We start from the raw sequence: 21,446 nt of genomic DNA, 5'->3' as shown, positions 1-21,446 counted from the left end.
CCTCGTGACGGTCCTCTCAGGACGGTCCTCTCAGGACGGTCCTCTCAGGCCCGTCCTTTCAGGACTTGCCCGGTCCGGTGACGCCGGCCCAGACGGCGGGGAACTCCGAGTGGGAGCGCTCGGCGTCGGCGCGTTCGATGCCGAGGAGCAGGCCGTAGGTGAAGGTGTCCTCGCCCGCCTCCCGCGCCCGCTGGGCCTCCTCCAGCAGGATCTGCTGGGCGACGATGCCGTCCTGGTACAGCCCCAGCACCTCCTGCACGGCCTTCGCCCGCTTCGCCAGCACGGACGCCGGGTCTCCCAGCAGGGGCGTCAGCGCGTCCGCGGTGTAGCGGGCGCGCTTGGCCGCCTTGCGCACGTCGTGCATGGCGATCTCGCGCTGCTCGGCGTCCTCGATGGCCTGGGCCCTGTCGTACTTGCCGACGACGCGCTTCCAGCTCTTGGCGGCGACCTTGGAGAGCGTCCTGCCCGCGTCCTTGATGGCGAGCGGGGTGAGCGGCGGGTTCGCGACCAGCGTGTCGAGCCTGTCGAGCAGGGCGAAGTAGCGCTCCCCGCTCATCACCTCGGTGACGCGCGCGAGCGCCTCCCGCTCGCGGCCGGCGAGGTCGTCGCCGAGGCGGGTGCGGATCCGGCCGACGACCAGACCGGGGTCGAGCGTGTCCAGGTGCCCGGCGAACCGCTCGCGGATGACCTCCAGGTCGCGCGCCTCGCCGAGGACGTTCGCGATCCACCGCAGCTCGTCCTGCAGGCCGGAGGTCTCGGCGACCACTCCGGAGAAGGACTTCAGCGCGCTGCGCAGGCGGCGGCTCGCCACCCGCATCTGGTGCACGGCGTCGGGGCCCGCCCTGCGCACCTGCGGATCCTGGGCGACCAGCGCGGCCACCTGGGACTTCAGGTAGCCGACCACGACCCGTCCGGCCGTACCGTCGTCGGCCTCGGGGAGCGCCGTGACCGGGAGGCGGGGGCCGAGAAGGCGGGCGAGCTTGTTCGCCGAGCCGGCCGGGGTGGCGCCGGCCCTGCGCAGGATCTTGCCGACCCGCTTCAGCACGTCGGCGTCCCCGCCGACGAGCTCGGCCTCGACCTCGCGCCAGCGGTCCACGTGCCGGTCCTCGCCGAACACAGCGCCGAACACCGTGCCCTTGACGTGGTCGTCCGCGACCTCCAGCAGCGGCCGTCCCCCGGCGTCGCGCAGGCTGGTCACCTTGCGGAGGGTCTCCAGCTCGGCGACCGGGACGAGCGGCTCTCCCCTGGTGTACGCCTGGACCAGGTCGGCCAGCTCCGGGGGAACTATCTTGGCGCTCCTGGTCAGCGGCCGGGCGATCTCGTCGCGCACACCCTTGGCCTTCGGCAGCTTGAGATGCCAGCCGGCGTCCTCGCCGCCACGCCGCCTGCGCAGCGTGATCCCCCGGGCGGCGAGCCGCAGGTCGGGCGTGTCGAAGTAGAGGGCGGTCAGCCGGTGGCTCACCAGGTCGACCGCTTCCGCGCACCCGGGAACGCCGGTGAACTCGGGAGTCTCGAACTCCGGCGGAACATCGAACTTGTCTTCGATCTCGATCGCCATGCGTACCCCGCAGCTAGCCGACTTTCGACCATAATGTCACTTTGAGATGCACCAGAGGTCGTGGCGGGCGGACGAAGGAAGATCCACTCCTCGATGGAGGTCAGATCGTGGGTAAGTTGCTCTATTCGGTCACCATGTCGCTGGACGGCTTCATCGCGGGCCCAGGTGGCGACATGTCCTGGCTCACCGAGCATCTCGGGCCCAACCCGCTGGTGGGCGAGGTCATCGAGCGGATCGGGGCCCTTCTGGTCGGCAACCGCACCTTCGGCGGCGACGACCCCCACAGGGGCACCGACAAGGAAGGCAAGCCGTTCGGCGGAGGGTGGGAAGGACCGCAGTTCGTCCTCACCCATCACGCCCCGGACGTCTCGCCGCCGGACGTCACCTTCGTCGGCGACCTCCACAGCGGCGTCGCCGCGGCCAAGGCCGCCGCGGGCGGCAAGTACGTCAACATCCTCGGGGCCGACGTCGCCCGGCAGTGCCTCGAAGCGGGCGTGCTCGACGAGATCCTCGTGCTCATCGCGCCGGTCCTGCTCGGCGACGGCGTCCGGCTGTTCGACCACCCAGGCGGGACCAACATCAAGCTCGAACGCGTCAGCCTGACCCACTCGCCGGGTGCCACCAACCTCTGGCTGCGCGTGCTCAAGTGAGCCCCGCGCGGCACGACGATCATCGCGGTGAGCGCGCCACCACGAAGACGCGACGGAACGGGAAGGCCGTGCCGTACGGCTCGCGCGGGTATGCCTCGCGCAGTTCCCGCGCGCAGTCGGCCAGGAACGCCTCGCGCCTGTCGCCGGGCCCGAGACGGTCGAGCATCGGCCGCAGCGCCGTGCCCATGATCCAGTTGAGCACGGCGTCCTCACCCTGGAGCAGGTGGACGTAGGTGGTCTCCCAGGCGTCGACCTCGCAGCCGGCCCCGGCGAGCAGCGCCAGATAGCCCTCGGGGCCGTCCACGGGGTCCTGGCGCATCAGGTCGCCCAGCTCGTCCTCCCAGGCGGCCGTGCGGCAGAGCCGTCTGACGATCTTGTGGCTCGGGGCGTCGAAGTTGCCCGGCACCTGGAAGGCCAGCCACCCTCCGGGGGCGAGCTCCCGAGCCCAGCGCGGAAGCAGCTCACGGTGCTCGGGCACCCACTGCAACAGGGCGTTGGAGACGATCACGTCGACGGGCCGCTCGGGACGCCAGGCACGCACGTCGACCACGCTGAAGGCAGGCCCTTCCGGCGCCTTGGCGATCATCGCGGGCGAGGAGTCGACGCCGTGGACGGAGGCGTCCGGCCAGCGGCGGGCGAGCTCGGCGGTGAGCTCGCCCGTCCCGCAGCCGAGGTCGACGACCAGGCCGGGACTGTCGGCGCGCACGCGTCCGACCAGCTCGAAGAAGGGGCGGGCACGCTCGTCGGCGTACCGGCCGTAGACCGTGGGGTCCCAAATATCTCTTGACATCAAGATAAGTCTTATAAGGTGAGATGTCTCGATGTCAAGAGAGATAGACTCGGCCGCATGACGACGCGCCGAAGCGATGGGGCCGCCGAAGACTCCCTGCGGGACGAGGTGGATCAGCTCGTCATGTCCTGGGGGCAGGAGCGTCCCGACCTCGACGTGTCGCCTCTCCAGGTGCTGAGCCGGGTGTCCCGCCTCGCGCGGCACCTCGACCGCGCCCGCCGGGCGTCCTTCGCCGAGCACGGCCTGGAGCCCTGGGAATTCGACGTGCTCACCACGCTGCGCCGCTCCGGTGAGCCGTACGAGCTGAGCCCCGGCGCCCTGCTGCGGGCCACCCTGGTCACCTCGGGCACGATGACCAACCGCATCGACCGGCTCGCCGCCGCCCGGCTGGTGCGCAGGCGCCCCGATCCGGAGGACAGGCGCGGCGTGCTGGTGTCGCTCACCGAGCTTGGACGGGAGCGCGTCGACGAGGCCTTCGCCGACCTGCTCCGGCGCGAGCGCGCCCTGCTGGCGGGCATCGACCCGGGCGACCAGCGGACGCTGGCCGGGCTGCTCCGCACCATCCTGGTGCCCTTCGACTCCGCAGGGAACGGCACCTGACCCCCCTGCGGAGGGTCACTCGCCGAGCTTCTCGGCGAGCTCCATCCATTCGAGCTCGATGGACTCCTTCTGCGCCTTCAGGTCCTTCAGCTCGGCGTCGAGGGAGGCCAGCCGGCCGTAGTCGGAGGCCGCGTCGGCCATGGCGGCGTGCAGCGTGGCCTCGCGCCCGCTGATCTTGTCGAGCTGGCGTTCGAGCCTGGACAGCTCCTTCTGGGACTCGCGCAGCTCCTTGGCGGACGGCCCCGAGGGAGCGGCCTCGCGCGCCTCGGCGGCGGGAGCCGTGCCAGGCGTGGAGGAACCGGCACGCGCGGTGAGGGCGGCACCCGTCGAGCGGCGCTGGAGATACTCGTCGACGCCTCCGGGCAGCAGCGACAGGCTCCCGTCGCCCAGCAGGGCCACGCACCGGTCGGTCACCCGCTCAAGGAAGTAGCGGTCGTGGCTGACGAGGATCAGCGTGCCCGGCCAGGCGTCGAGCAGGTCCTCCAGCTCGTTGAGGGTCTCGATGTCGAGATCGTTGGTGGGCTCGTCGAGCAGCAGCACGTTCGGGTCGTCCATGAGCAGCCGGAGCAGTTGCAGCCGCCGCCGCTCGCCGCCCGACAGGTCGCCGACGACCTTCCATTGGGCGTCGCCGCGGAAGCCGAGCCGCTCAAGCAGCTGTGAGGCGGTCCACTCGCGCTTGCCGACCTGGATGAACTTGCGGATCTCCTCGACGGTCTCCAGCACGCGCCGGCCGGGGTCGAGCTCGGCCAGCTCCTGCGACAGGTGCGCCAGCCGCACCGTCTTGCCCCTGACGACCGTGCCGGAGTCGGGCTTCACCGAGTCGGCGAGCAGCCGCAGCACCGACGACTTGCCCGAGCCGTTCACCCCGATCAGCCCGACGCGTTCGCCGGGGCCGAACTGCCAGGTGCACCGGTCGAGCACGAGCGGACCCTGGCCGGGGCCACCGGCGTGCAGGGTGACGTCGCCGAGGTCGTAGACGGTCTTGCCGAGGCGGGCGGAGGCGAACTTCACCAGCTCGACGGTGTTGCGCGCGGGGGGCTCGTCGGCGATCAGCGCCTGGGCCGCCTCGATGCGGAACTTGGGCTTGGACGTGCGCGCGGGCGGGCCGCGGCGCAGCCAGGCGATCTCCTTGCGCATGAGGTTCTGGCGGCGCTCCTCGGTGGCCTGGGCGACGCGCGCCCGCTCGGCCTTCGCCAGGACGTACGCCGCGTAGCCGCCGTCGTAGCGCTGGACGGTGCCGTCGACGACCTCCCACGTGCGCGTGGACACCGCGTCGAGGAACCACCGGTCGTGGGTGACGACGAGCAGTGCGGACCTGCGGGCCGAGAGGTGGCCCGCCAGCCACGCGATGGCCTCGATGTCGAGGTGGTTGGTCGGCTCGTCGAGGATGACCAGGTCGTGCTCCTCGATCAGGATGCGCGCGAGGGCGGTGCGCCGCCGCTCGCCGCCGGAGAGCTCGCCGACCTTGGCCGACAGCTCGATGTCGCCGAGAAGGTTGGCCAGGATCTCTCTGACCCCCTGGTCACCGGCCCACTCGTGCTCGGCGCGGTCGCCGAGCACGACCTGCCGCACGGTGTGCGCCGCGTCGAGGTCGTCGCGCTGGGACAGGAACCCGATGCGCAGGCCGCGGGTGTGCGTCACCCGGCCGCCATGGGGCTTGACCGTGCCGGAGATCACGGAGATGAGGGTGGTCTTGCCGTCGCCGTTGCGCCCGACGACGCCGACGCGGTCGCCCGCCTCGATGCCGAGGGAGACGTCACCGAGCAGTGGCTTCGGCCCGTAGGCATGGGAGACCGATTCGAGGTTTACCAGATTCATCGCCTCTCAAGCCTATCGGCAGCCCATGCGCGCCGTGCCACGCGCGAGTCAGGGCAGGGGGCGCACGATCGTGGCACCGGGGACCGGGCCGAAGGCCGTGACGGCCGAGCGGCAGACGCCCGCGACCTCCATGGCCATCGCCAGACTCGCGGCATGGGTGTCGGACTCGGCGAGAAAGGCGCAGGTGGGGCCCGATCCGGAGACCAGCGCGCCCAGGGCGCCGTGCTCCCGGCCCGCTTCGAGGGTGCGCGCGAGCGGGCGGCACAGCATCAGCGCGGCGGGCTGAAGGTCGTTCGAGAGCGTCTTGCCGAGCGTCTCGGCGTCTCCCGCGCTCAGCGCCTCCATGAGGCCCTCGTCGGCCTGGGGCCACGCGACCTGCTCCCCCGTGGCCTCGCGCAGCCGGTCGCACTCGGCGTACACCCGGGCGGTCGACAGGCCGCCCTCCGCGAGTGCGAAGACCCAGTGGAAGCGGCCGGTGACCGGGGCGGGCACCAGCATCTCGCCCCGGCCGGTGCCCACGGCGGTGTCGCCGAGCAGGGCGAAGGGCACGTCGCTCCCGAGGCCGGCGGCGATCTCCATGAGCTCCTGCCTGGGCAGGCCGAGCCCCCAGAGCTCGTCGCAGGCCACCAGCGCGGCGGCGGCGTCGGCGCTGCCCCCGGCCATGCCGCCCGCGACAGGAATGGCCTTGCGGATCAGCAGGCGGGCGCTCACCGGCCGTCCCGCGCGCTCGGCGAGGGCGAACGCGGCCTTCACCGCGAGGTTGCTCGCGTCGACGGGCACCTGGTCGGCGGACTCGCCCTCGACGCCCACCATGATCGTGACCTGCTCGGAGACGACGCCCCCGACCAGGTCACCGGGCAGCACCGACAGGTCGTCCGAGGCCGTGACCTCGTCGAACAGGGAGACGGCGTGGAAGACGTTCACCAGGTCGTGGTAGCCGTCGTCGCGCGGCGGGCCCACGGAGAGCTGGAGGTTGACCTTGGCGGGCACGCGGACGGTCACGGAAGTCACGGAACCCGATCGTAATGCTCCGGCCCGCCCGATCCGGCGAACGACCCCTCAACCATGAACGACATGTCCCGAATGCTCGGACGAACGCTCGGACAAGGCGGATCGAATGTCTGTACGGTGACCGTTTGGGGGATTCGGGGTGACGGTGAAGGAGAGCATCGATCGACGGCCAGAACATCGCCTCCCCTCTGGGAAAGGACGATCCCGCCGAGATCGGGCCGTACACGCTGACCGGACGGCTCGGCGAGGGCGGCATGGGCACGGTCTACCTGGGCACGTCGGCCACGGGGCGGCAGGTGGCGGTCAAGGTCGTGAAGCGGCAGTTCACCGAGGACGCCGGGTTCGCGGCGCGGTTCCGCTCGGAGGTCGCCAGCGCGCGCAAGGTGGCGTCGTTCTGCACGGCCAGGGTCCTCGACGACGGCGTGGCCGAGGACGGGCGCCCGTACATGGCCACCGACTACATCGCCGGCACCCCCCTGTCGGCGCAGATAGCCGAGTACGGCCCGCTGGAGGAGTCCCCGCTGGTCGGCCTGGCCTTCGGCGTCTGCGCCGCGCTCGCGGCGATCCACGCGGCGGGGCTGGTGCACCGCGACCTCAAGCCCGGCAACGTGATCCTCTCGACGACCGGGCCGCGTGTGATCGACTTCGGCATCGCCCGCGCGCTGGACGGCCTCACCGGCCCCACCCTGACCGGGGAGGTCGTCGGCACGCCCGGATGGTGGGCTCCCGAGCAGATCGACGGGCGGCCGGTCACCCCGGCGACGGACGTCTACGCCTGGGCATGCCTGGTCGCCTACGCGAGCAGCGGGCGTCATCCCTTCGGCGGAGGCGACCCGATGACGGTGGCCTACCGCGTCCTGCACGAGGAGCCCGACCTGCGCGGCCTGCCCGCGCCGCTCGACCGTCTGGTCCCGCGCGCCCTGGACCGCGACCCGGCCGCCCGTCCGACGGCGCAGGAACTCCTGCTCGCCCTCATCGCCGGCGGCACCGACTCGGACGGCCCCTCGACGCGCGTGCTGGAGGCGATGTGGGAGCCCCCGGACAACCTGCGCGCCCGTCCGGAGGCCGCCCCCGGTAAGCTCCCGCACGGTCTACGCGGGAAGCGCGGTCCAAGCGGTCCAAGCGGTCCTCGCGGGAGGCGGAGGGCGTGGGCGTTCGCCGCGCTGGCCGCCGCGCTGGCCGTTACCGGCGCCGTCGTGGTGGCCCGGTGGGACCGTACGGCCACGGGCGAGGCGACCTGGACGGGAGAGGCGGACACCCCCATCCGCGCGGACGACGTCGGGCGGCGGATCCTCGTCGGCGACCAGGGCCTGCAGATCGTCGTCCCCGAGGCTCCCGACTGCGGCGGGCCGCCCGGCGCGAACGGTGGGCGCGGCGCGGAGCCGTGGTCGTGCCGCGCCTCCTGGTTCGTCCTCAACATGGGAGGGACGACGATCAAGCTCGCCGGCTTCCTCGACCTCGTGGACGACCAGGCCCGGCGGCACAAGGTCGCCCGCGTCCTGCGCGCCGACGACCGCCTGCCCGCCGGCGCGGGCCCGGTGCCCCGGGGCGGGGCCGTCGACATCCAGCCCGGCCAGGTGCTCGCGTTCGGCGGGGAGTACGCCGTCCCCGAAGGACGGGTGGCCGTCGCGCTCGTCGGACAGGTCGTCAGCGGCGGGGAGAGCATCGAGGTACGCGTGTGAGACGGATCCTGCCCGTGCTGGCCCTGCTGCTCGGCGTCCTCGGCCCCGCCCCCGCGTACGGCGCCCCTGATGACTGCGCGAACGCCGGTGCCGCCGACTTCGACGGCGACGGCTTCGACGACGTCGTCGCTGGTGACCCGCTCGGCGACCCTCCTGGCACGTGGACGGGAGGGGGGCGCCTGTTCTTCCTGCGCGGCACCCGCGAGGGGTTCCCCGCCGTACGCGGCACGCCCTTCGACGGCAGCGGCGGCCTGGGCGGCTGGGTCGTCCGCGCGGGCCACATCGACGGCGACCGCTGCCTGGACCTGGTCGTCGGCAACCCCTACTGGACGGGCTCGGCCGCGGAGGGCTCCGGCGGCGGGGCCACCTCGGTTCCCGGGGCCGGCAACGTCTACGTCTACTGGGGCGGCGCCGGCTTCGGCCGTACGAACGCGGGCCGCGTCGAGCTGCGGGCGCCCGAGCAGCGCAACGGCGCGCACTTCGGCTGGTCGCTGGCCGTGTCCTCAGGGTCCTCGGGGTCCTCGGGGTCCTCGGGGTCCTCCGGCGCCCTCGCCGTGGGCGCGCCCTACGAGGACGCGGACGGCGTCCCCGACTCCGGCGCGGTCTACCTGTACCGATTCGGCGGCGCCGACGGCCGCACCCCCGAGGCGCCCCGTCGCGTCACCCAGGAGTCGCCCGGCGTTCCTGGCGACGGCGAGGCCGGTGACCTGTTCGGATGGTCGGTCGCCCTCGGGGCGCTGGGCGGCGGGCCCGCTCCGGACCTCGCCGTCGGGGCCCCGTACGAGGACACCGGCAGCGGGTCGACGGCCACTCCCGACGCGGGAGCGGTGACGGTCCTGTACGACCCCGGGACCGGGACGGGCTACCGCGGAAGGGGATGGAGCCTGTCCGAGCTCACCCAGCAGGCGCGGGCCGGCGACCTGTTCGGATACTCCCTGGCCTACGGGGAGAAGGACGGCGTGGGATTCCTCGCGGCCGGCGCCCCCCACGCCGATCCGCTCGGCGTGCGGGACGCCGGGATCGTCCAGCTCATGCGGCGGGGCCGTCCTGGCCAGGACCCACAGCCCGCCGGGACGCTGTGGCAGGGGGCCGGCGGGGTCGCGGAGGTCTCCGAGCCGCACGACGCGTTCGGCTTCTCGCTGGCGTTCTCGGGAGGGGACCTCGTGGTCGGAGTGCCGTTCGACGGCGACGGCACGCGCCCGGAGACGGGCGCGGTCCACGTGATCCCCCTCGCGGAACCCGGTCTCGCCGGCACGAGCGGCGGTCAGGACCCGCCCCGGCCGCCCGGGCGCCTGATCCGGGCGAAGACGCCGCAGACCTACGACCACTTCGGCTGGTCGGTCAGCGGCGCGGGCGGCGGCCGTCTGGTCATCGGCGTCCCCGACCGGGAGCGGATCGGCGCGGTCGCGCTCGTCCCGGCCTCGGGCGGCGACGTCCGGATGCTCCGCCCCGGCGACGGGAGGATCACTCCGTTCCCGGGCCCCGGGAAGGGGACCGACTTCGGCGCGGCCGTCGCCGGGTAGCGGCTACCGTCCGCCGGGTCGCGGCTACTTGGGAGAAGGGCGGCTCTCGGCGATCCTGGCGAAGTCCTCGACGCGGAGCTGCTCCCCGCGCTCCGACGGATCGACCCCCGCCGCCCGCAGCGCCGTCTCCGCCGCCGCGGCCGTGCCCGCCCAGGAGGCCAGCGCGGCGCGGAGGGTCTTGCGGCGCTGGGCGAACGCCGCGTCGACCACCGCGAAGACCTCCTCGCGGGAGGCGGTGGTCGCAGGCGGCTCCCGGCGCGACATCGCGACGAGCCCGGAGTCGACGTTGGGCGCCGGCCAGAAGACGGTGCGGCCCACCGGCCCGGCGCGGCGCACGTCGGCGTACCAGGCGGCCTTGACGGACGGCACGCCGTACACCTTGGAGCCGGGACCCGCGGCCATGCGGTCGGCCACCTCCGACTGGACCATCACCAGCCCCCGGCGCAGCGAGGGGAGCACCTCCAGCAGGTGGAGCACGACGGGCACGGCCACGTTGTACGGCAGGTTGGCCACCAGGGCCGTGGGCTCCCGGCCGAGCTGCTCAGGCCGTACGCGCATCGCGTCGGCCTCGACGACCGTCAGCCGGCCGGCCAGCGAGGGGGCGCGGTCGGCGACCGTCAGCGGGAGCTGACCGGCGAGGACGGGGTCGATCTCGACCGCGATCACCTCACGGACCTCGGGGAGAAGTGCGAGAGTGAGGGACCCGAGCCCCGGCCCGACCTCGATCACCACGTCGTCGGAGGACACCTCGGCCACCCTGACGATGCGCCGCACGGTGCCGCCGTCGATGACGAAGTTCTGCCCGAGCCGCTTGGTCGGACGAAGGTCGAGCTTGTCCGCCAAATTACGTATTTCAACTGGACCGAGCAGGCTAACAATTGAACTCCCCATCCACCCAGTGTCCCGCACCGAATGGTCTCCAGCGGAAGGCGGCAAATCGCCTCAAGCGCCCCACCAGCCGTAACTGATCTTCAAGCAGGAGGAAAGTGGGCATGGGTAGTTTGGCCGCGCCCGGAAGCGAGGAGGCGTCGTCAGTGGACCGTGCCGGTGCGGAACCGTTACAACCGTTCGATCCACCACGGATCGGGCCGTACCGATTACTCGGCCGGCTCGGTCAGGGCGGCATGGGCACGGTGTACCTCGCCGAGGCCCCCACCGGGAGACCGGTCGCCGTCAAGGTGGTCAAGGCCGAGTTCACGGTCGACGAGGGTTTCGCGGTGCGGTTCCATTCCGAAGTGGCCAACGCGCGCCGGGTCGCGTCGTTCTGCACGGCGCAGGTGCTCGACAACGGCAACGCCGCGGACGGCCGGCCGTACATGGTCACCGAGTACATCGCGGGGACCCCGCTGTCGGCGCAGATCTCCCGCTACGGCGCGCTGGAGGCCGGCACGCTGCACGGCGTCGCGCTGGGCGTGGCCGCGGCCCTGGCGGCCATCCACGTCGCGGGCCTGGTACACCGCGACCTCAAGCCCGCCAACGTGATCCTCTCGATGTCGGGCCCCCGCGTGATCGACTTCGGCATCGCCCGCGCCCTGGACGCGACCCAGGGGGTCACGAAGTCCGGCGAGCTGCTGGGCAGCCCTGGCTGGTGGGCCCCCGAGCAGGTGCGCGGCGAGGAGATCTCCCCCGCGGCCGACGTGTTCGCCTGGGGGTGCCTGGTCGCCTACGCCGGCAACGGGCGGCATCCGTACGGGCGCGGCGACATGATGACCCTCGCGTCCCGCGTGCTGACCGGCAGGCCCGACCTGGGCACCCTCCCCGCGCCGCTCGACCGTCTGGTGCGGCTGGCCACCGATCCCGATCCCCGGCGCAGGCCCTCCGCGCAGGACCTGCTGATCGCGCTGGTCGGCGGCGACATCGCGCGGCCGGGACCGGCGCCCTCGCCGGTGTCGCCGGCGGATCCTCCGACGCTCGTGGCCACCGAGATGCTGAGCGAGTCGTGGGAGCCCCCCGCGAACGTCGCCGCCGCCGTCACCGCGGCGGCCGCCGACAGCGTCCCCAGCAGCGGCTCCGGAGCCGCGCCCTCCCCCGAGGCTTCCCCGCCCGGCGCTCCGGTTCAGGAGACCCTGGTCCCGGCCACCTCCGTCCTCGCAGAACCGCCCTTTTCCGGCGCGCGGGCGGACGACACCCATCCTCAGACCGGCACGACCGCCGCCACCGTGCCGTCCCTGGTGCCCGATCCTGAGCAGGAGGCGCCGAGACGGTCCCGCAGGTGGCTGCTGCCGGCGCTGACCGTGCTCGCGGGGCTCGTCGTCACGGGCGGGGTGCTGGCGATGGTGCTCCACGGCCGTTCACAGGTACGCGCGACCGGCGCGGCCGCCGTCACCACCCCCGCCGCGCCCGAAACCGACGTGGGCAGGCGCTTCACGACGGGTTCGTTCGTCGAGGACGCGCAGTTCGTCATCCCGAGGCCCGCCAGGTGCGGGCTGACCTCGTACGAGGACGCCACGCCTTCGAAGGGCCGCTTCTGCGTGATCGGATGGACCCTCATGAACTCCGGCGGGGTCTCCGCCACACCCCCCGCCGAACCGCCGGTCCTGGTGGACGACCGTGGCGGCGAGCACGAGGTGGACCAGTCCTCCACGGCCGTGCCCGACACCCTCTATCCCGGCGACAAGATCGACGGGGTGTTCGTCTACGACGTGCCCCCGGCACGCGACGCCGCCGTGCTCAAGCTGCGGATCTCCGACACGAAAACGATCGAGGTACGGCTGTGACCTGGCGCCCGCTGCTGGTGTCCCCGCTGGTCGCCGGGCTTCTGGCGGCCTCCCTGACCGGGGCGGCCCCCTCGCGCGCCGACGCGGCGGCCGACTGCTCCAAGGCCGGCGCCGCCGACTTCGACGGCGACGGCCGTGACGACGTGGCCGTGGGCGACCCGCTCGCGGACGCCGCCGGCGTGCCGGGGGCCGGGACCGTCCACATCCTGCCCGCCGACGGGAGCGGCGGCGGCTTCGTGGTCACCGCACCCGACGCGGGCGCCGGGGCCGCCTTCGGCTGGACGGTCCGTACGACCCACGTCGACGGCGACGGATGCCTGGACGTCGTCGTGGGCGCCCCCTACGCGGAGGTCGACGGGACGGCCGGCGCGGGAGCCGTGTACGTGATCCATGGCGGGGCCAAGGGCGGCCAGGTGCCTCCCGAGGCCGTCGAGAAGCTCCCGCCTCCGCAGCCGGAGGTGAACGCGCACTTCGGCTGGGCCCTGGCCGCCGCCGGGCCGAAGGACGGCCCCGGAGGCGTGATCGCGGTCGGAGCGCCGTACGAGGACGCCGACAGCACCGGTGACGCGGGCGCGGTCTACGTGTACCCCGCCCAGGCGGACACCGGGCCCCGCACACCCAAGCGCGTCACCCAGGAGGGCGAGGGCGTCGTGGGCAACAGCGAGGAAGGCGACCTGTTCGGCTGGTCGCTGGTGTTCGGCCACCTCGGCGGACAGGCCGGCTCCGCCGACCTCGCGATCGGCATTCCGTACGAGAACGACGACGGGGCGGGCCAGCAGGGCGCGGACTCCGGCAAGGCGGACACCGGAGCCGTGGAGGTCATCTTCGACGTCGCCGAGGCGGGCGAGACCTACACCAGCGTGAAGTGGGGCATCCCGGACTCGGTCAAGGGTGTCGAGGAGCACCCGGGAGACCGGTACGGCTACGCACTCGCCTACGCGGAGTTCGACGGCAGGCCATACCTCGCGGCAAGCGCTCCCCTCGCCGACGTGGGAGGAGTGGCGGACTCCGGGCTGGTGCAGACGTTCCAGGCCGACCAGGCGGGGAACCTGCGCCCGGCGAGGACCGTCCGGCTCGGCGCCGAGGGCCTCGCTGACCAGCCCGCCGTGGCGAAGGCCGCACTCGGCTGGTCGCTCGCCATGGTCGCGGGCCCGGATTCCCTCTCCCTGGCCATCGGCAGCCCCTTCGACTCCGGCGACGGCACGGAGGCGGGGGTGATCAGAGGGGTCCTGCTGACGGGCGACCAGGGCGCCCCGCCCGCCCGGCTGGACGAGCCGCACGCGCACGACCACCTCGGCTGGTCCCTCGCCTCCTTCGGCGCGACCGACCCGTTCGGCGCCGGGACCGGACTGCTGGCCGGGGTGCCCGACGAGCACTCGTCCCCCGGCGGCGCCGTCGCGATCATGCGAGAAGGGAGGCCCATCCGGCTCCTGGGGCCCGGACGCGGCGGGGTGCCGGGCGTGCCAGAAGGCTCGCCCGCCGACTTCGGCGCCTCCGTCAGCGGCTGACCGCCCATGCCGGTCGTCCGCCCGGGCCGGTGACCCGGCGCGTCAGCGGGTGAACAGGCGGGCGCCGCAGCTCGGCCACTGGCCGCGCCATCGGCCCGCGACCCTCTGGTAGAGCAGTTGCGCCCGGTAGGTCTGCTCGGGCGCCGACCAGTCGAGCGGGGTCCTGCTGCCGCCGACGGCCTGCCACATGGGGAGGCTGAACTGGTACATGCCGTAGTAGGGCCCGCGCGGGTTGAACGACTTGGGGTTGGCGAACGTCTCGCACCGCGCCAGCGCCGTCCAGTTGAGCGAGGCGACCGACGGGTTGACCGCCACCAGGTGGACCGGTCGCGGCGGCGCGGCCGGGATGATGCGGATCACCTCGCTGTCCTCGGGGAAGGCGCCCATCGGCGGGCGCACCCTGTCGCCCTTGGCGAGGGTGATCTTCTGCTGGGCGAGCACGGCCCGCACCGTGCGGCCGGTGGTCACCGCGTCCAGCCGTACCCCGCCCCTGACGACGGTCACCCGGCGCTCGGTACGGACGTCGAGCGAGAAGCCCGACATGGGGATCTGCCGCATGCGGGACGCCGACAGCATCGCCCTGCGCCCGCTCAGGTTGAACTGCTGGAGGACCTCGCCCACGTTGAGCGCGGTGACCGTGTGGGTGCTCTTCCTGCCGTCCACGGTGAGGACCAGCGGCCTGGCGTGCCGTACGACGATCGAGGTGCCGTCGCGCACCTCCGCGGACCCCGGGGGATACACCTTGTCGTACGGGCCGACCCGGACCTTGGCTTCGGCGAGCACGTCGCGCACGGTGCCGCCGAAGCTGCGGACCGTCGTCTCGCCCCCGTCGACCGCGAGACGCACCTCCTTCGTCAGCACGACCCCGGTGAGCAGGCCGAGCGAGACGCCCGCCACGAGGCCGCAGGCCACGGCCGTCCAGGGCGAACGGATGCCGGCCACGAGGCGGGAGCGGCGGCGTGGGGCACGACGCGACCCCGCACGCCGGGCGGCGGGTCTCGGGGCCGGTGATGAATCCACTGCGCGTCCTTCGGGGTAGACCGGCTGATGACGCTAGCGCCGCCTTCCGGACGCCTCAACCGGATCACCGAAAACAGTCGGTCACTTGACGGTCGCTTTGGGTCACCAGGCTTCATCGGCCTTCGCCTGCCGGGGAGGGGGCACCGCCATGACGATCACGAGCGGCGCCGTTTACCAGGAGCCGAATACCCGTTCGCCGTTGGCGCTGATCGCACGGGCCAGGTCGTCGACGTCCATGGCCTTGACCTGGGCGAGGCAGCGCATCGTGAGCGGGATCAGGTAGGGCGCGTTGGGCTTTCCCCGGTGGGGCGTGGGCGGCAGGTAGGGGGCATCGGTCTCGACGAGGATCAGCTCCCGCGGCGCCACCCGGGCGGCCTCGCGGAGGTCGGCGGCGTTCTTGTACGTGACCGGCCCGGAGAAGGACATGAAGTATCCGGCGTCGACGCACCTGCGGGCCATGGCGGCGTCGCCGGAGTAGCTGTGGAACACCACGACATCCGGAGCCCCCTCCTCGGCCAGGACCCGGAGCACGTCGTCATGGGCCTCACGGTCGTGGATCACCAGCGCCTTGCCCGTGCGCTTCGCGATCTCGATGTGCGCGCGGAAGGAGGCCTCCTGGTCGGCACGGGAGGCCCAGTCGCGGTAGTAGTCGAGGCCGGTCTCGCCCACGGCCCGCACGTGCGGCTCGCGGGCGAGCTTCTCGATCTCGGCGAGCGTCTCGGGCGTGGCCGCGTGCGCCTCGTTGGGGTGGATCGCCACCCCCGCGTAGACGCCCTCGTGGTCGCGCGCGGCCTCGGCGTTCCAGCGGGACGACCGCAGGTCGTACCCGATCGTCACCAGCCTCGTGACGCCCACCGCCCGCGCCTCGCCGAGGATGCGCCCGACGGTGCCCTCGGACGCCTGGGCGGCCAGCGCCACCTGATCGCCCGACGACGCCTTGCGGTCGCCGACCATGATGTCCAGGTGGCAGTGGCTGTCGAACACCTCGGCGCCCAGGGGCGGCGGGGCGGGAACGGTGGTCACTTTCGACTCCCCATCGTGCGGACGGCTCGCGTGAACGACTCGCGTAGACGACTCGCGTGAACGGCTCGCGTCAACGGCTTCACTCGGCGAGGCGTGCGAGCTCCTCGTCGACGACCTTGGTGTCGAGCTTGCGGAACAGCGGCGTCGGCGGGGCCAGCGGGACGCCCGGCCGGATCGGCCTGGACTCCCACACGGCAGCGCCGTCGTACTGCCCGGTGATGACGCGGTAGGGGGTGCCGCCGTCCTCGTCGACCTCGTGGATCTCGGGCATCCCGGACCAGACGCCCTCGCCGCCGAGCATCGAGTAGATCTTGTTCGAGGAGGCCGGCAGGAAGGGGGTGAGCAGGGTCTTGGCGTCGTCGACGATCTGGAGGGAGACGTGCAGGATCGACTTCACCCGGTCGGGGTCGTCCTTGATCTTCCACGGCTCCTGCTCGGCGAGGTAGCGGTTGGCGTCCCGCACGACGTCGAAGGCCTCGGTGATGGCGTTCTTGAACCGCGACCTGCCCAGCTCGGCGCCGACGGCCGGGAACGCGGCCCGGCTCCGCGCGAGCAGCGCGCGGTCGGCGTCGGTGAGCTCGCCGGCCTCCGGCACCACGCCGAAGTTCTTGGCCGCCATCGAGATCGACCGGTTGACCAGGTTGCCCCAGGCGGCCACGAGCTCGCCGTTGTTGCGGTTGACGAACTCCGACCAGGTGAAGTCGGTGTCCTGGTTCTCGGGGCCCGCCACCGAGATGTAGTAGCGCAGGGCGTCGGCGTCGTAGCGCTCCAGGAAGTCGCGGACGTAGATCACGACCTGGCGGCTGGAGGAGAACTTGCGGCCCTCCATCGTCAGGAACTCGCTGGAGACCACCTCGGACGGCAGCGCCAGCTTGCCGAGCGACCCGGGCGTGCCGGCGCGCGCCCCCTCGCCGTTGTAGCCGAGCAGCATCGCCGGCCAGATCTCGGCGTGGAAGACGATGTTGTCCTTGCCCATGAAGTAGTAGCCGCGGGCGTCGGGGTTCTGCCACCACTGCCGCCAGGCGTCGGGGTCGCCGGACCTGCGCGCCCACTCGATGGACGCGCTGAGGTAGCCGATGACCGCGTCGAACCAGACGTACAGGCGCTTGTCGCCGCGGTCGCTCCACCCGTCGAGCGGGATCGGCACGCCCCAGTCGAGGTCGCGGCTGATCGCGCGGGGCTGCATGTCGCCGAGCAGGTTGAGCGCGAACTTCAGGACGTTCGGCCGCCACTCGCCCTGCTTCGCGTGCATGTAGCCGGCCAGCGCCTCGGCGAAGGCGGGGAGGTCGAGCATGAAGTGCTCGGTCTCGATGAACTTGGGCGTCTCGCCGTTGACCCGGCTCTTGGGGTTGATCAGCTCGATCGGGTCGAGCTGGTTGCCGCAGTTGTCGCACTGGTCGCCACGCGCCCCGTCGTACCCGCAGATGGGGCAGGTGCCCTCGATGTAGCGGTCGGGGAGGGTGCGGCCGGTGGACGGGGAGACCGCGCCCATCGTGGTCTTCGGGAAGATGTAGCCGTTGTTGTAGAGACCCTTGAAGATCTCCTGGGTGACGGCGTAGTGGTTGCCCGTCGTGGTGCGGGTGAACAGGTCGTACGACAGGCCGAGGGCGGTGAGGTCGTCGGTGATCACCCGGTTGTAGCGGTCGGCCAGCTCGCGGGCGCTCACGCCCTCCTTGTCGGCCTGCACCTGGATGGGCGTGCCGTGCTCGTCGGTCCCGCTGATCATCAGCACCTTGTTGCCCGCCATCCGCTGGTAGCGGCTGAAGACGTCGGACGGAACCCCGAACCCGGAGACGTGCCCGATGTGGCGGGGGCCGTTGGCGTAGGGCCAGGCGACGGCGGTCAAAATGTGCTGGGACATGGGACAAGCCTAGACGGCCGGGAATGGCGTCTCGAACAGATTACGAAGGTTGAGCCGATCTTCCGCCGGTCCGCGGGACGTCAGGCGGCGGGGGTGGCCTCGCGCTTGACGGCCTCGGCGGCCTCCTCGGCGGCGGAGGCGGCGACGTCGACCGGCGTCTCCTTGGTGCGGCGGATGCCGAGGATGCTGATGAACAGCGCGGCGAAGATGGTCTGGAAGCTCATGATGAGGGCGGTCGCAGACGGCACGACCAGGCGCAGCGACTCGGCCGGGATCAGCTCGCCGAAGTTGCGCACCTGCCAGTGGGCCAGCGACGCGACCATGCCCGCGAGACCGCCGATCGCCAGCAGGCTGCCCGCGACCAGGCCCTTCTCCAGCGTGACCACGTCGACCAGGCGCTTGATGCGGCGGTCCTCCGGGAGGAAGCCCTCCTCCGCGGCGTACACCTTGGTGAACAGGCCGAACAGCACCGCCTGGAAGCCGATCACGACCATCGCCGACGCGCCCACGAGGGTGTCGACGTCGAAGGCCAGCTTGCCGATGTACACCGGGCCGAAGGTCAGCGCGGCGCCCGCCACCAGGCCGAGGGCCATCAACACGGCGCCGGGGATCAGGAACAGCCAGCGGGGGCTGTAGAGGAGCAGGAAGCGCAGGTGACGCCAGCCGTCCCGCCACGAGCGCAGGTGCGGCGGGCGGGAGCGGCCGTCGCGGGCGAGGGTCGTCGGGACCTCGCGCACGTCGAGGCCCTGCAGGGTGGCCTTGACGACCATCTCGCTGGCGAACTCCATGCCGCCGGTCTGCAGGCCGAGCTTGAGGATCGAGTCGCGGCGGAACCCGCGCAGGCCGCAGTGGAAGTCGCGGATGGCGCTGGGGAAGAACAGCCGTCCGATGAACGAGAGCACGGGGTTGCCGAGGTACTTGTGGAGCGGGGGCATGGCTCCCGGCTCGATGCCGCCCCGGAAGCGGTTGCCCATGACCAGGTCGGCGCCCGCGCGCAGCTCCTCGACGAAGGGCAGCAGCGCCGTGAAGTCGTACGAGTCGTCGGCGTCGCCCATGATCACGTAGCGGCCGCGCGCGGCGCGGATGCCGCCGATCAGGGCGTTGCCGTACCCCTTCGCGTCGACGTGGACCACGCGGGCTCCCGCGTCGCGGGCGAGCTGCTGGGATCCGTCGGTGCTGCCGTTGTCGGCGATCACCACCTCGCCCTCGATGCCATGCTCCGCCATGCAGGCCAGCGCCTTGCGGACACACGTTTCGACGGTCTCCGCCTCGTTCAGGCATGGCATGACCACGGTCAGTTCCACGTCGAAACCCCTCGTTTGCGCCTCGATCATCCGGTGCGTAGTTAGACCATGATGCCCTCTGCCCCCAGATGCTCGGGTCAAGTCCGTGAAAGGGCTGGCATCCTGTAAACCATGGTGACCGTTGCCGAACCGGCGCAGGCGGATGTGCCGACGCCGAGCAAGGGTGCGCGCCTTCTCGGGTTCCTGAGGCGGCGGCGCCTTTTCGTGATCGCCTTCACACTGGGCTCACTGCTCAGAGTGGTCGCGATGCTCGGCTACCGGCCGGCGATGTGGTTCAACGACTCCTACGAGTATGTCTCGGTCGCCCTGCACCCGCGCCCGCATCCCATCCGTCCCGACGGGTACGGGTTCTGGCTCCTGATCCTCAAGCCTTTTCACAGCTTCGCGCTGGTGGTCTTTACGCAGCACCTCATGGGCCTGGCGACGGCGGTGCTGATCTATGTGCTTCTGAGACGCAAATTTGGGCTGCCCGACTGGGGCGCGACCATCGCCGCCGTGCCCGTGCTGTTCGACGCGTACCAGATCCAGCTTGAGCAGATGATCATGTCCGACACCATGTTCACGCTGCTGATCGTGGGCCTTGTGACGGTGGTCCTGTGGCACAGGAAGATGTCGTGGAGGACGGGCGCGGCCGTCGGCCTGCTCCTGGCGCTCACCGCGCTCACCCGCAGCATCGGCCTGCCCATCCTCGCCGTGGTCGTGGTGTTCCTGCTCATCAAGCGCACCGGCTGGAAGCCGGTCTTGGCGGTCGTGACGGCCTGCGCGGTGCCGGTCGTGGCGTACATGGGGTGGTTCGCGAGCGCCAACGGCCAGTTCGCGATGACCCAGAGCGACGGGCTCATCCTCTACATGCGCACGGCGAAGTTCGCCGACTGCAAGAAGATCAAACCCGACCTCCAGCGCGAGCAGGACCTGATCCCGCTGTGCAACAACCCGAGCATCGAGCGCAGCGAGTTCTCCCAGCTCTACCTCTGGTACAGCGGCCTCGGCGAGGTCCTGCACCGCTGGGGCACCGACAAGTTCGACAGGTCGATCAACGACGCGGCGGGCAAGTTCGCCAAGCGCGCGATCCTGGCCCAGCCGGGCGACTACCTCTCGGCGGTCACCGGCGACCTGCTGCGCAGCTTCCGCTGGGACCGGCCGGTCTTCCCCGACGCCAACACCTGGAACCAGTACCAGTTCTTCAACAAGGGCGTCAGCAGGAAGGATCCCGTACGGCTGATGTCGTCGGTGCCCAAGTGGCCCAGCTACCGGGGCACCACCGACCGCGACGTGGTGGCCTACGAGCAGGGCCGGGCCAGCACCAGGGTCTACTGGCCCTGGGCGACCTTCATGGAGCGCTACCAGCGCGTCTTCTACCTGCCCGGCCTCGGCGTGGGCCTGGCCCTGCTGGTCGGCATCGCCGGCGTCGTGGCCCGCTGGCGCCGGCTGGGCGGCCCCGCGCTCCTGCCGCTGGTCGCGTCCGCCGCCCTGGTGGTCGCCCCCGCCGCCACGGCGGAGTTCGACTACCGCTACCTGCTGCCCGCGGCCCCCCTGGCGTTCCTGGCCGCCGCCGTCGTGCTCCGCCACGGGGTACGGCCGCGTCGCAGGCCCGCCGTCGCGCCCGCGAAGGAGGCGGCCGTCTAGATCCAGCTACGGAAGAGCATGCGCCGGTTCCAGTCGTCGTAGGGGATCAGCTCGGCCGACAGCACGGGGTACAGCCAGCCGAAGTTGACCACGCTCAGCAGCATGAAGGCCCCCACGACCGCGGCGCCGACGGCCCTGCGCGTCGTGCCCACCCTGGCGGGCCCGATGAGCAGGCCGGCGACGAGCACCAGCGCCAGGACCATGAACGGCAGCATGGGCGCCATGTAGAACAGGAACATCGTGCGCTTGTCGGCCACGGCGTAGTAGAACCACGGCAGCCATCCCACGGCGAAGGTCAGCAGCACCGCCCCCGCCCGCCAGTCGCGGGTGGACCCGTACCAGGCGATCAGGGCGATCAACGCCAGGACCGCGCCGAACCAGATGACCGGGGTGCCCACCCCGAGCACGGCCTGCGAGCACGACGCGGCGCCGCAACCCTTCGCGTCCGGGGGGTAGTAGAACGCGACCGGCCGCATGAGCAGGGGCCACTGCCAGGGCCACGACTGGTAGGAGTGGGGCTCGGCCAGACCGGTGTGGAACCCGAGCACCTGCATGTGGTAGTCGACCCACGATCGCAGCGAGCTGAACACCCAGTAGGCCCAGCCGCTGGAGGTGGCCTGGGCCCAGTTGCGGCCGTACCCGTACGCGGTGGCGAACCAGCCGGTCCAGGTCAGCATGTACCCCACCGCCGGGACCACCGCCATCGCCAGCACACTGGTCGGCGCGTCCTGCCCCAGCACCCCCGCGTACGGCCT

At 72.1% G+C, this 21,446-nt stretch carries 16 protein-coding genes and 1 pseudogene; 7 read left to right on the top strand and 10 right to left on the bottom strand.

Features of this window, described 5'->3' with window-relative positions:
• Window positions 1-58: 58 nt before the first annotated feature.
• On the bottom strand, window positions 59-1,558 hold the full coding sequence (locus AB0B89_RS07825; protein ID WP_358549740.1) for a CYTH and CHAD domain-containing protein: 1,500 nt from the start codon (window positions 1,556-1,558) through the stop codon (window positions 59-61).
• A 107-nt stretch (window positions 1,559-1,665) separates the two neighbouring features.
• Between AB0B89_RS07825 and AB0B89_RS07820 the strand changes: the two genes are divergently transcribed.
• Window positions 1,666-2,208, top strand: a complete 543-nt coding sequence (locus AB0B89_RS07820) for a dihydrofolate reductase family protein (RefSeq protein ID WP_358549738.1) — start codon at window positions 1,666-1,668, stop codon at window positions 2,206-2,208.
• 19 nt (window positions 2,209-2,227) lie between these two features.
• On the opposite strand, the gene AB0B89_RS07815 is transcribed toward AB0B89_RS07820, so the two are convergent.
• A complete protein-coding gene (locus tag AB0B89_RS07815; protein WP_358549736.1) occupies window positions 2,228-2,998 on the bottom strand; it encodes a trans-aconitate 2-methyltransferase in 771 nt (256 codons plus the stop codon).
• Window positions 2,999-3,055: 57 nt separating this feature from the next.
• Here AB0B89_RS07815 and AB0B89_RS07810 point away from each other — a divergent pair, with 57 nt between their 5' ends.
• A complete protein-coding gene (locus AB0B89_RS07810) occupies window positions 3,056-3,598 on the top strand; it encodes a MarR family transcriptional regulator (RefSeq protein ID WP_358549734.1) in 543 nt (180 codons plus the stop codon).
• A 15-nt stretch (window positions 3,599-3,613) separates the two neighbouring features.
• Here AB0B89_RS07810 and AB0B89_RS07805 read toward each other — a convergent pair whose 3' ends face one another.
• Entirely contained in the window at window positions 3,614-5,416 is a 1,803-nt protein-coding gene (locus AB0B89_RS07805) for an ABC-F family ATP-binding cassette domain-containing protein (RefSeq protein WP_358549732.1), read from the bottom strand.
• Window positions 5,417-5,464: 48 nt separating this feature from the next.
• Window positions 5,465-6,418: a 4-(cytidine 5'-diphospho)-2-C-methyl-D-erythritol kinase gene (locus AB0B89_RS07800; protein ID WP_358549794.1), complete on the bottom strand. Its 954-nt coding sequence runs from the start codon at window positions 6,416-6,418 to the stop codon at window positions 5,465-5,467.
• 170 nt (window positions 6,419-6,588) lie between these two features.
• Here AB0B89_RS07800 and AB0B89_RS07795 point away from each other — a divergent pair, with 170 nt between their 5' ends.
• Both AB0B89_RS07795 and AB0B89_RS07790 read left to right on the top strand, forming a co-directional pair.
• Window positions 6,589-8,109 carry a serine/threonine-protein kinase gene (locus tag AB0B89_RS07795; RefSeq protein ID WP_358549793.1) on the top strand — a complete coding sequence of 507 codons (1,521 nt, stop codon included), beginning with the start codon at window positions 6,589-6,591 and terminating at the stop codon, window positions 8,107-8,109.
• Window positions 8,106-9,632, top strand: a complete 1,527-nt coding sequence (locus AB0B89_RS07790) for a hypothetical protein (RefSeq protein ID WP_358549730.1) — start codon at window positions 8,106-8,108, stop codon at window positions 9,630-9,632. The genes AB0B89_RS07795 and AB0B89_RS07790 overlap by 4 nt, the downstream gene beginning before the upstream one ends.
• Before the next feature lie 24 nt (window positions 9,633-9,656).
• Here the strand turns inward: AB0B89_RS07790 and rsmA are convergent, their stop codons facing one another.
• On the bottom strand, window positions 9,657-10,523 hold the full coding sequence (rsmA, locus tag AB0B89_RS07785) for a 16S rRNA (adenine(1518)-N(6)/adenine(1519)-N(6))-dimethyltransferase RsmA (RefSeq protein ID WP_358549728.1): 867 nt from the start codon (window positions 10,521-10,523) through the stop codon (window positions 9,657-9,659).
• Window positions 10,524-10,624: 101 nt separating this feature from the next.
• Between rsmA and AB0B89_RS07780 the strand changes: the two genes are divergently transcribed.
• Window positions 10,625-12,349 carry a protein kinase gene (locus tag AB0B89_RS07780; protein WP_358549726.1) on the top strand — a complete coding sequence of 575 codons (1,725 nt, stop codon included), beginning with the start codon at window positions 10,625-10,627 and terminating at the stop codon, window positions 12,347-12,349.
• Complete coding sequence (locus tag AB0B89_RS07775; protein ID WP_358549724.1) at window positions 12,346-13,857, top strand: VCBS repeat-containing protein; 1,512 nt, start codon at window positions 12,346-12,348, stop codon at window positions 13,855-13,857. The genes AB0B89_RS07780 and AB0B89_RS07775 overlap by 4 nt, the downstream gene beginning before the upstream one ends.
• A 42-nt stretch (window positions 13,858-13,899) precedes the next feature.
• On the opposite strand, the gene AB0B89_RS07770 is transcribed toward AB0B89_RS07775, so the two are convergent.
• The 4 genes from AB0B89_RS07770 to AB0B89_RS07755 all read right to left on the bottom strand — a co-directional run bounded on the left by AB0B89_RS07770 (window position 13,900) and on the right by AB0B89_RS07755 (window position 19,065).
• Complete coding sequence (locus AB0B89_RS07770; RefSeq protein ID WP_358549722.1) at window positions 13,900-14,799, bottom strand: ubiquitin-like domain-containing protein; 900 nt, start codon at window positions 14,797-14,799, stop codon at window positions 13,900-13,902.
• 249 nt (window positions 14,800-15,048) lie between these two features.
• Window positions 15,049-15,900 (bottom strand): TatD family hydrolase, encoded by an 852-nt coding sequence (locus AB0B89_RS07765; protein WP_358549720.1) that lies wholly within the window; start codon window positions 15,898-15,900, stop codon window positions 15,049-15,051.
• 79 nt (window positions 15,901-15,979) lie between these two features.
• On the bottom strand, window positions 15,980-17,761 hold the full coding sequence (gene metG, locus AB0B89_RS07760; protein WP_358549718.1) for a methionine--tRNA ligase: 1,782 nt from the start codon (window positions 17,759-17,761) through the stop codon (window positions 15,980-15,982).
• Window positions 17,762-17,841: 80 nt separating this feature from the next.
• Window positions 17,842-19,065 carry a glycosyltransferase family 2 protein gene (locus AB0B89_RS07755; protein ID WP_358549716.1) on the bottom strand — a complete coding sequence of 408 codons (1,224 nt, stop codon included), beginning with the start codon at window positions 19,063-19,065 and terminating at the stop codon, window positions 17,842-17,844.
• 111 nt (window positions 19,066-19,176) lie between these two features.
• Between AB0B89_RS07755 and AB0B89_RS07750 the strand changes: the two genes are divergently transcribed.
• Window positions 19,177-20,691: a hypothetical protein gene (locus AB0B89_RS07750; RefSeq protein WP_358549714.1), complete on the top strand. Its 1,515-nt coding sequence runs from the start codon at window positions 19,177-19,179 to the stop codon at window positions 20,689-20,691.
• Here AB0B89_RS07750 and AB0B89_RS07745 read toward each other — a convergent pair.
• Window positions 20,688-21,446, bottom strand: a pseudogene (locus tag AB0B89_RS07745) (phospholipid carrier-dependent glycosyltransferase); the annotation flags it as partial. The gene AB0B89_RS07750 and the pseudogene AB0B89_RS07745 sit on opposite strands and share 4 nt — an antisense overlap.

Origin of the sequence: Sphaerisporangium sp. NPDC049002 (assembly GCF_040649355.1) — a bacterium.
GTDB lineage: Bacteria > Actinomycetota > Actinomycetes > Streptosporangiales > Streptosporangiaceae > Sphaerisporangium.
The sequence above is the reverse complement of the archived record's forward strand: the minus strand, read 5'-3'. Positions and strand labels throughout refer to the sequence as shown.

Bases quoted from the DNA above. Each gene is read 5' to 3' on its own strand.
- AB0B89_RS07750 (WP_358549714.1), top strand. From the start codon at position 19,177: ATGGTGACCGTTGCCGAACCGGCGCAGGCGGATGTGCCGACGCCGAGC.
- AB0B89_RS07810 (WP_358549734.1), top strand. From the start codon at position 3,056: ATGACGACGCGCCGAAGCGATGGGGCCGCCGAAGACTCCCTGCGGGAC.
- metG (WP_358549718.1), bottom strand. From the start codon at position 17,761: ATGTCCCAGCACATTTTGACCGCCGTCGCCTGGCCCTACGCCAACGGC.
- AB0B89_RS07825 (WP_358549740.1), bottom strand. From the start codon at position 1,558: ATGGCGATCGAGATCGAAGACAAGTTCGATGTTCCGCCGGAGTTCGAG.
- AB0B89_RS07780 (WP_358549726.1), top strand. From the start codon at position 10,625: ATGGGTAGTTTGGCCGCGCCCGGAAGCGAGGAGGCGTCGTCAGTGGAC.
- AB0B89_RS07815 (WP_358549736.1), bottom strand. From the start codon at position 2,998: ATGTCAAGAGATATTTGGGACCCCACGGTCTACGGCCGGTACGCCGAC.
- rsmA (WP_358549728.1), bottom strand. From the start codon at position 10,523: ATGGGGAGTTCAATTGTTAGCCTGCTCGGTCCAGTTGAAATACGTAAT.
- AB0B89_RS07805 (WP_358549732.1), bottom strand. From the start codon at position 5,416: ATGAATCTGGTAAACCTCGAATCGGTCTCCCATGCCTACGGGCCGAAG.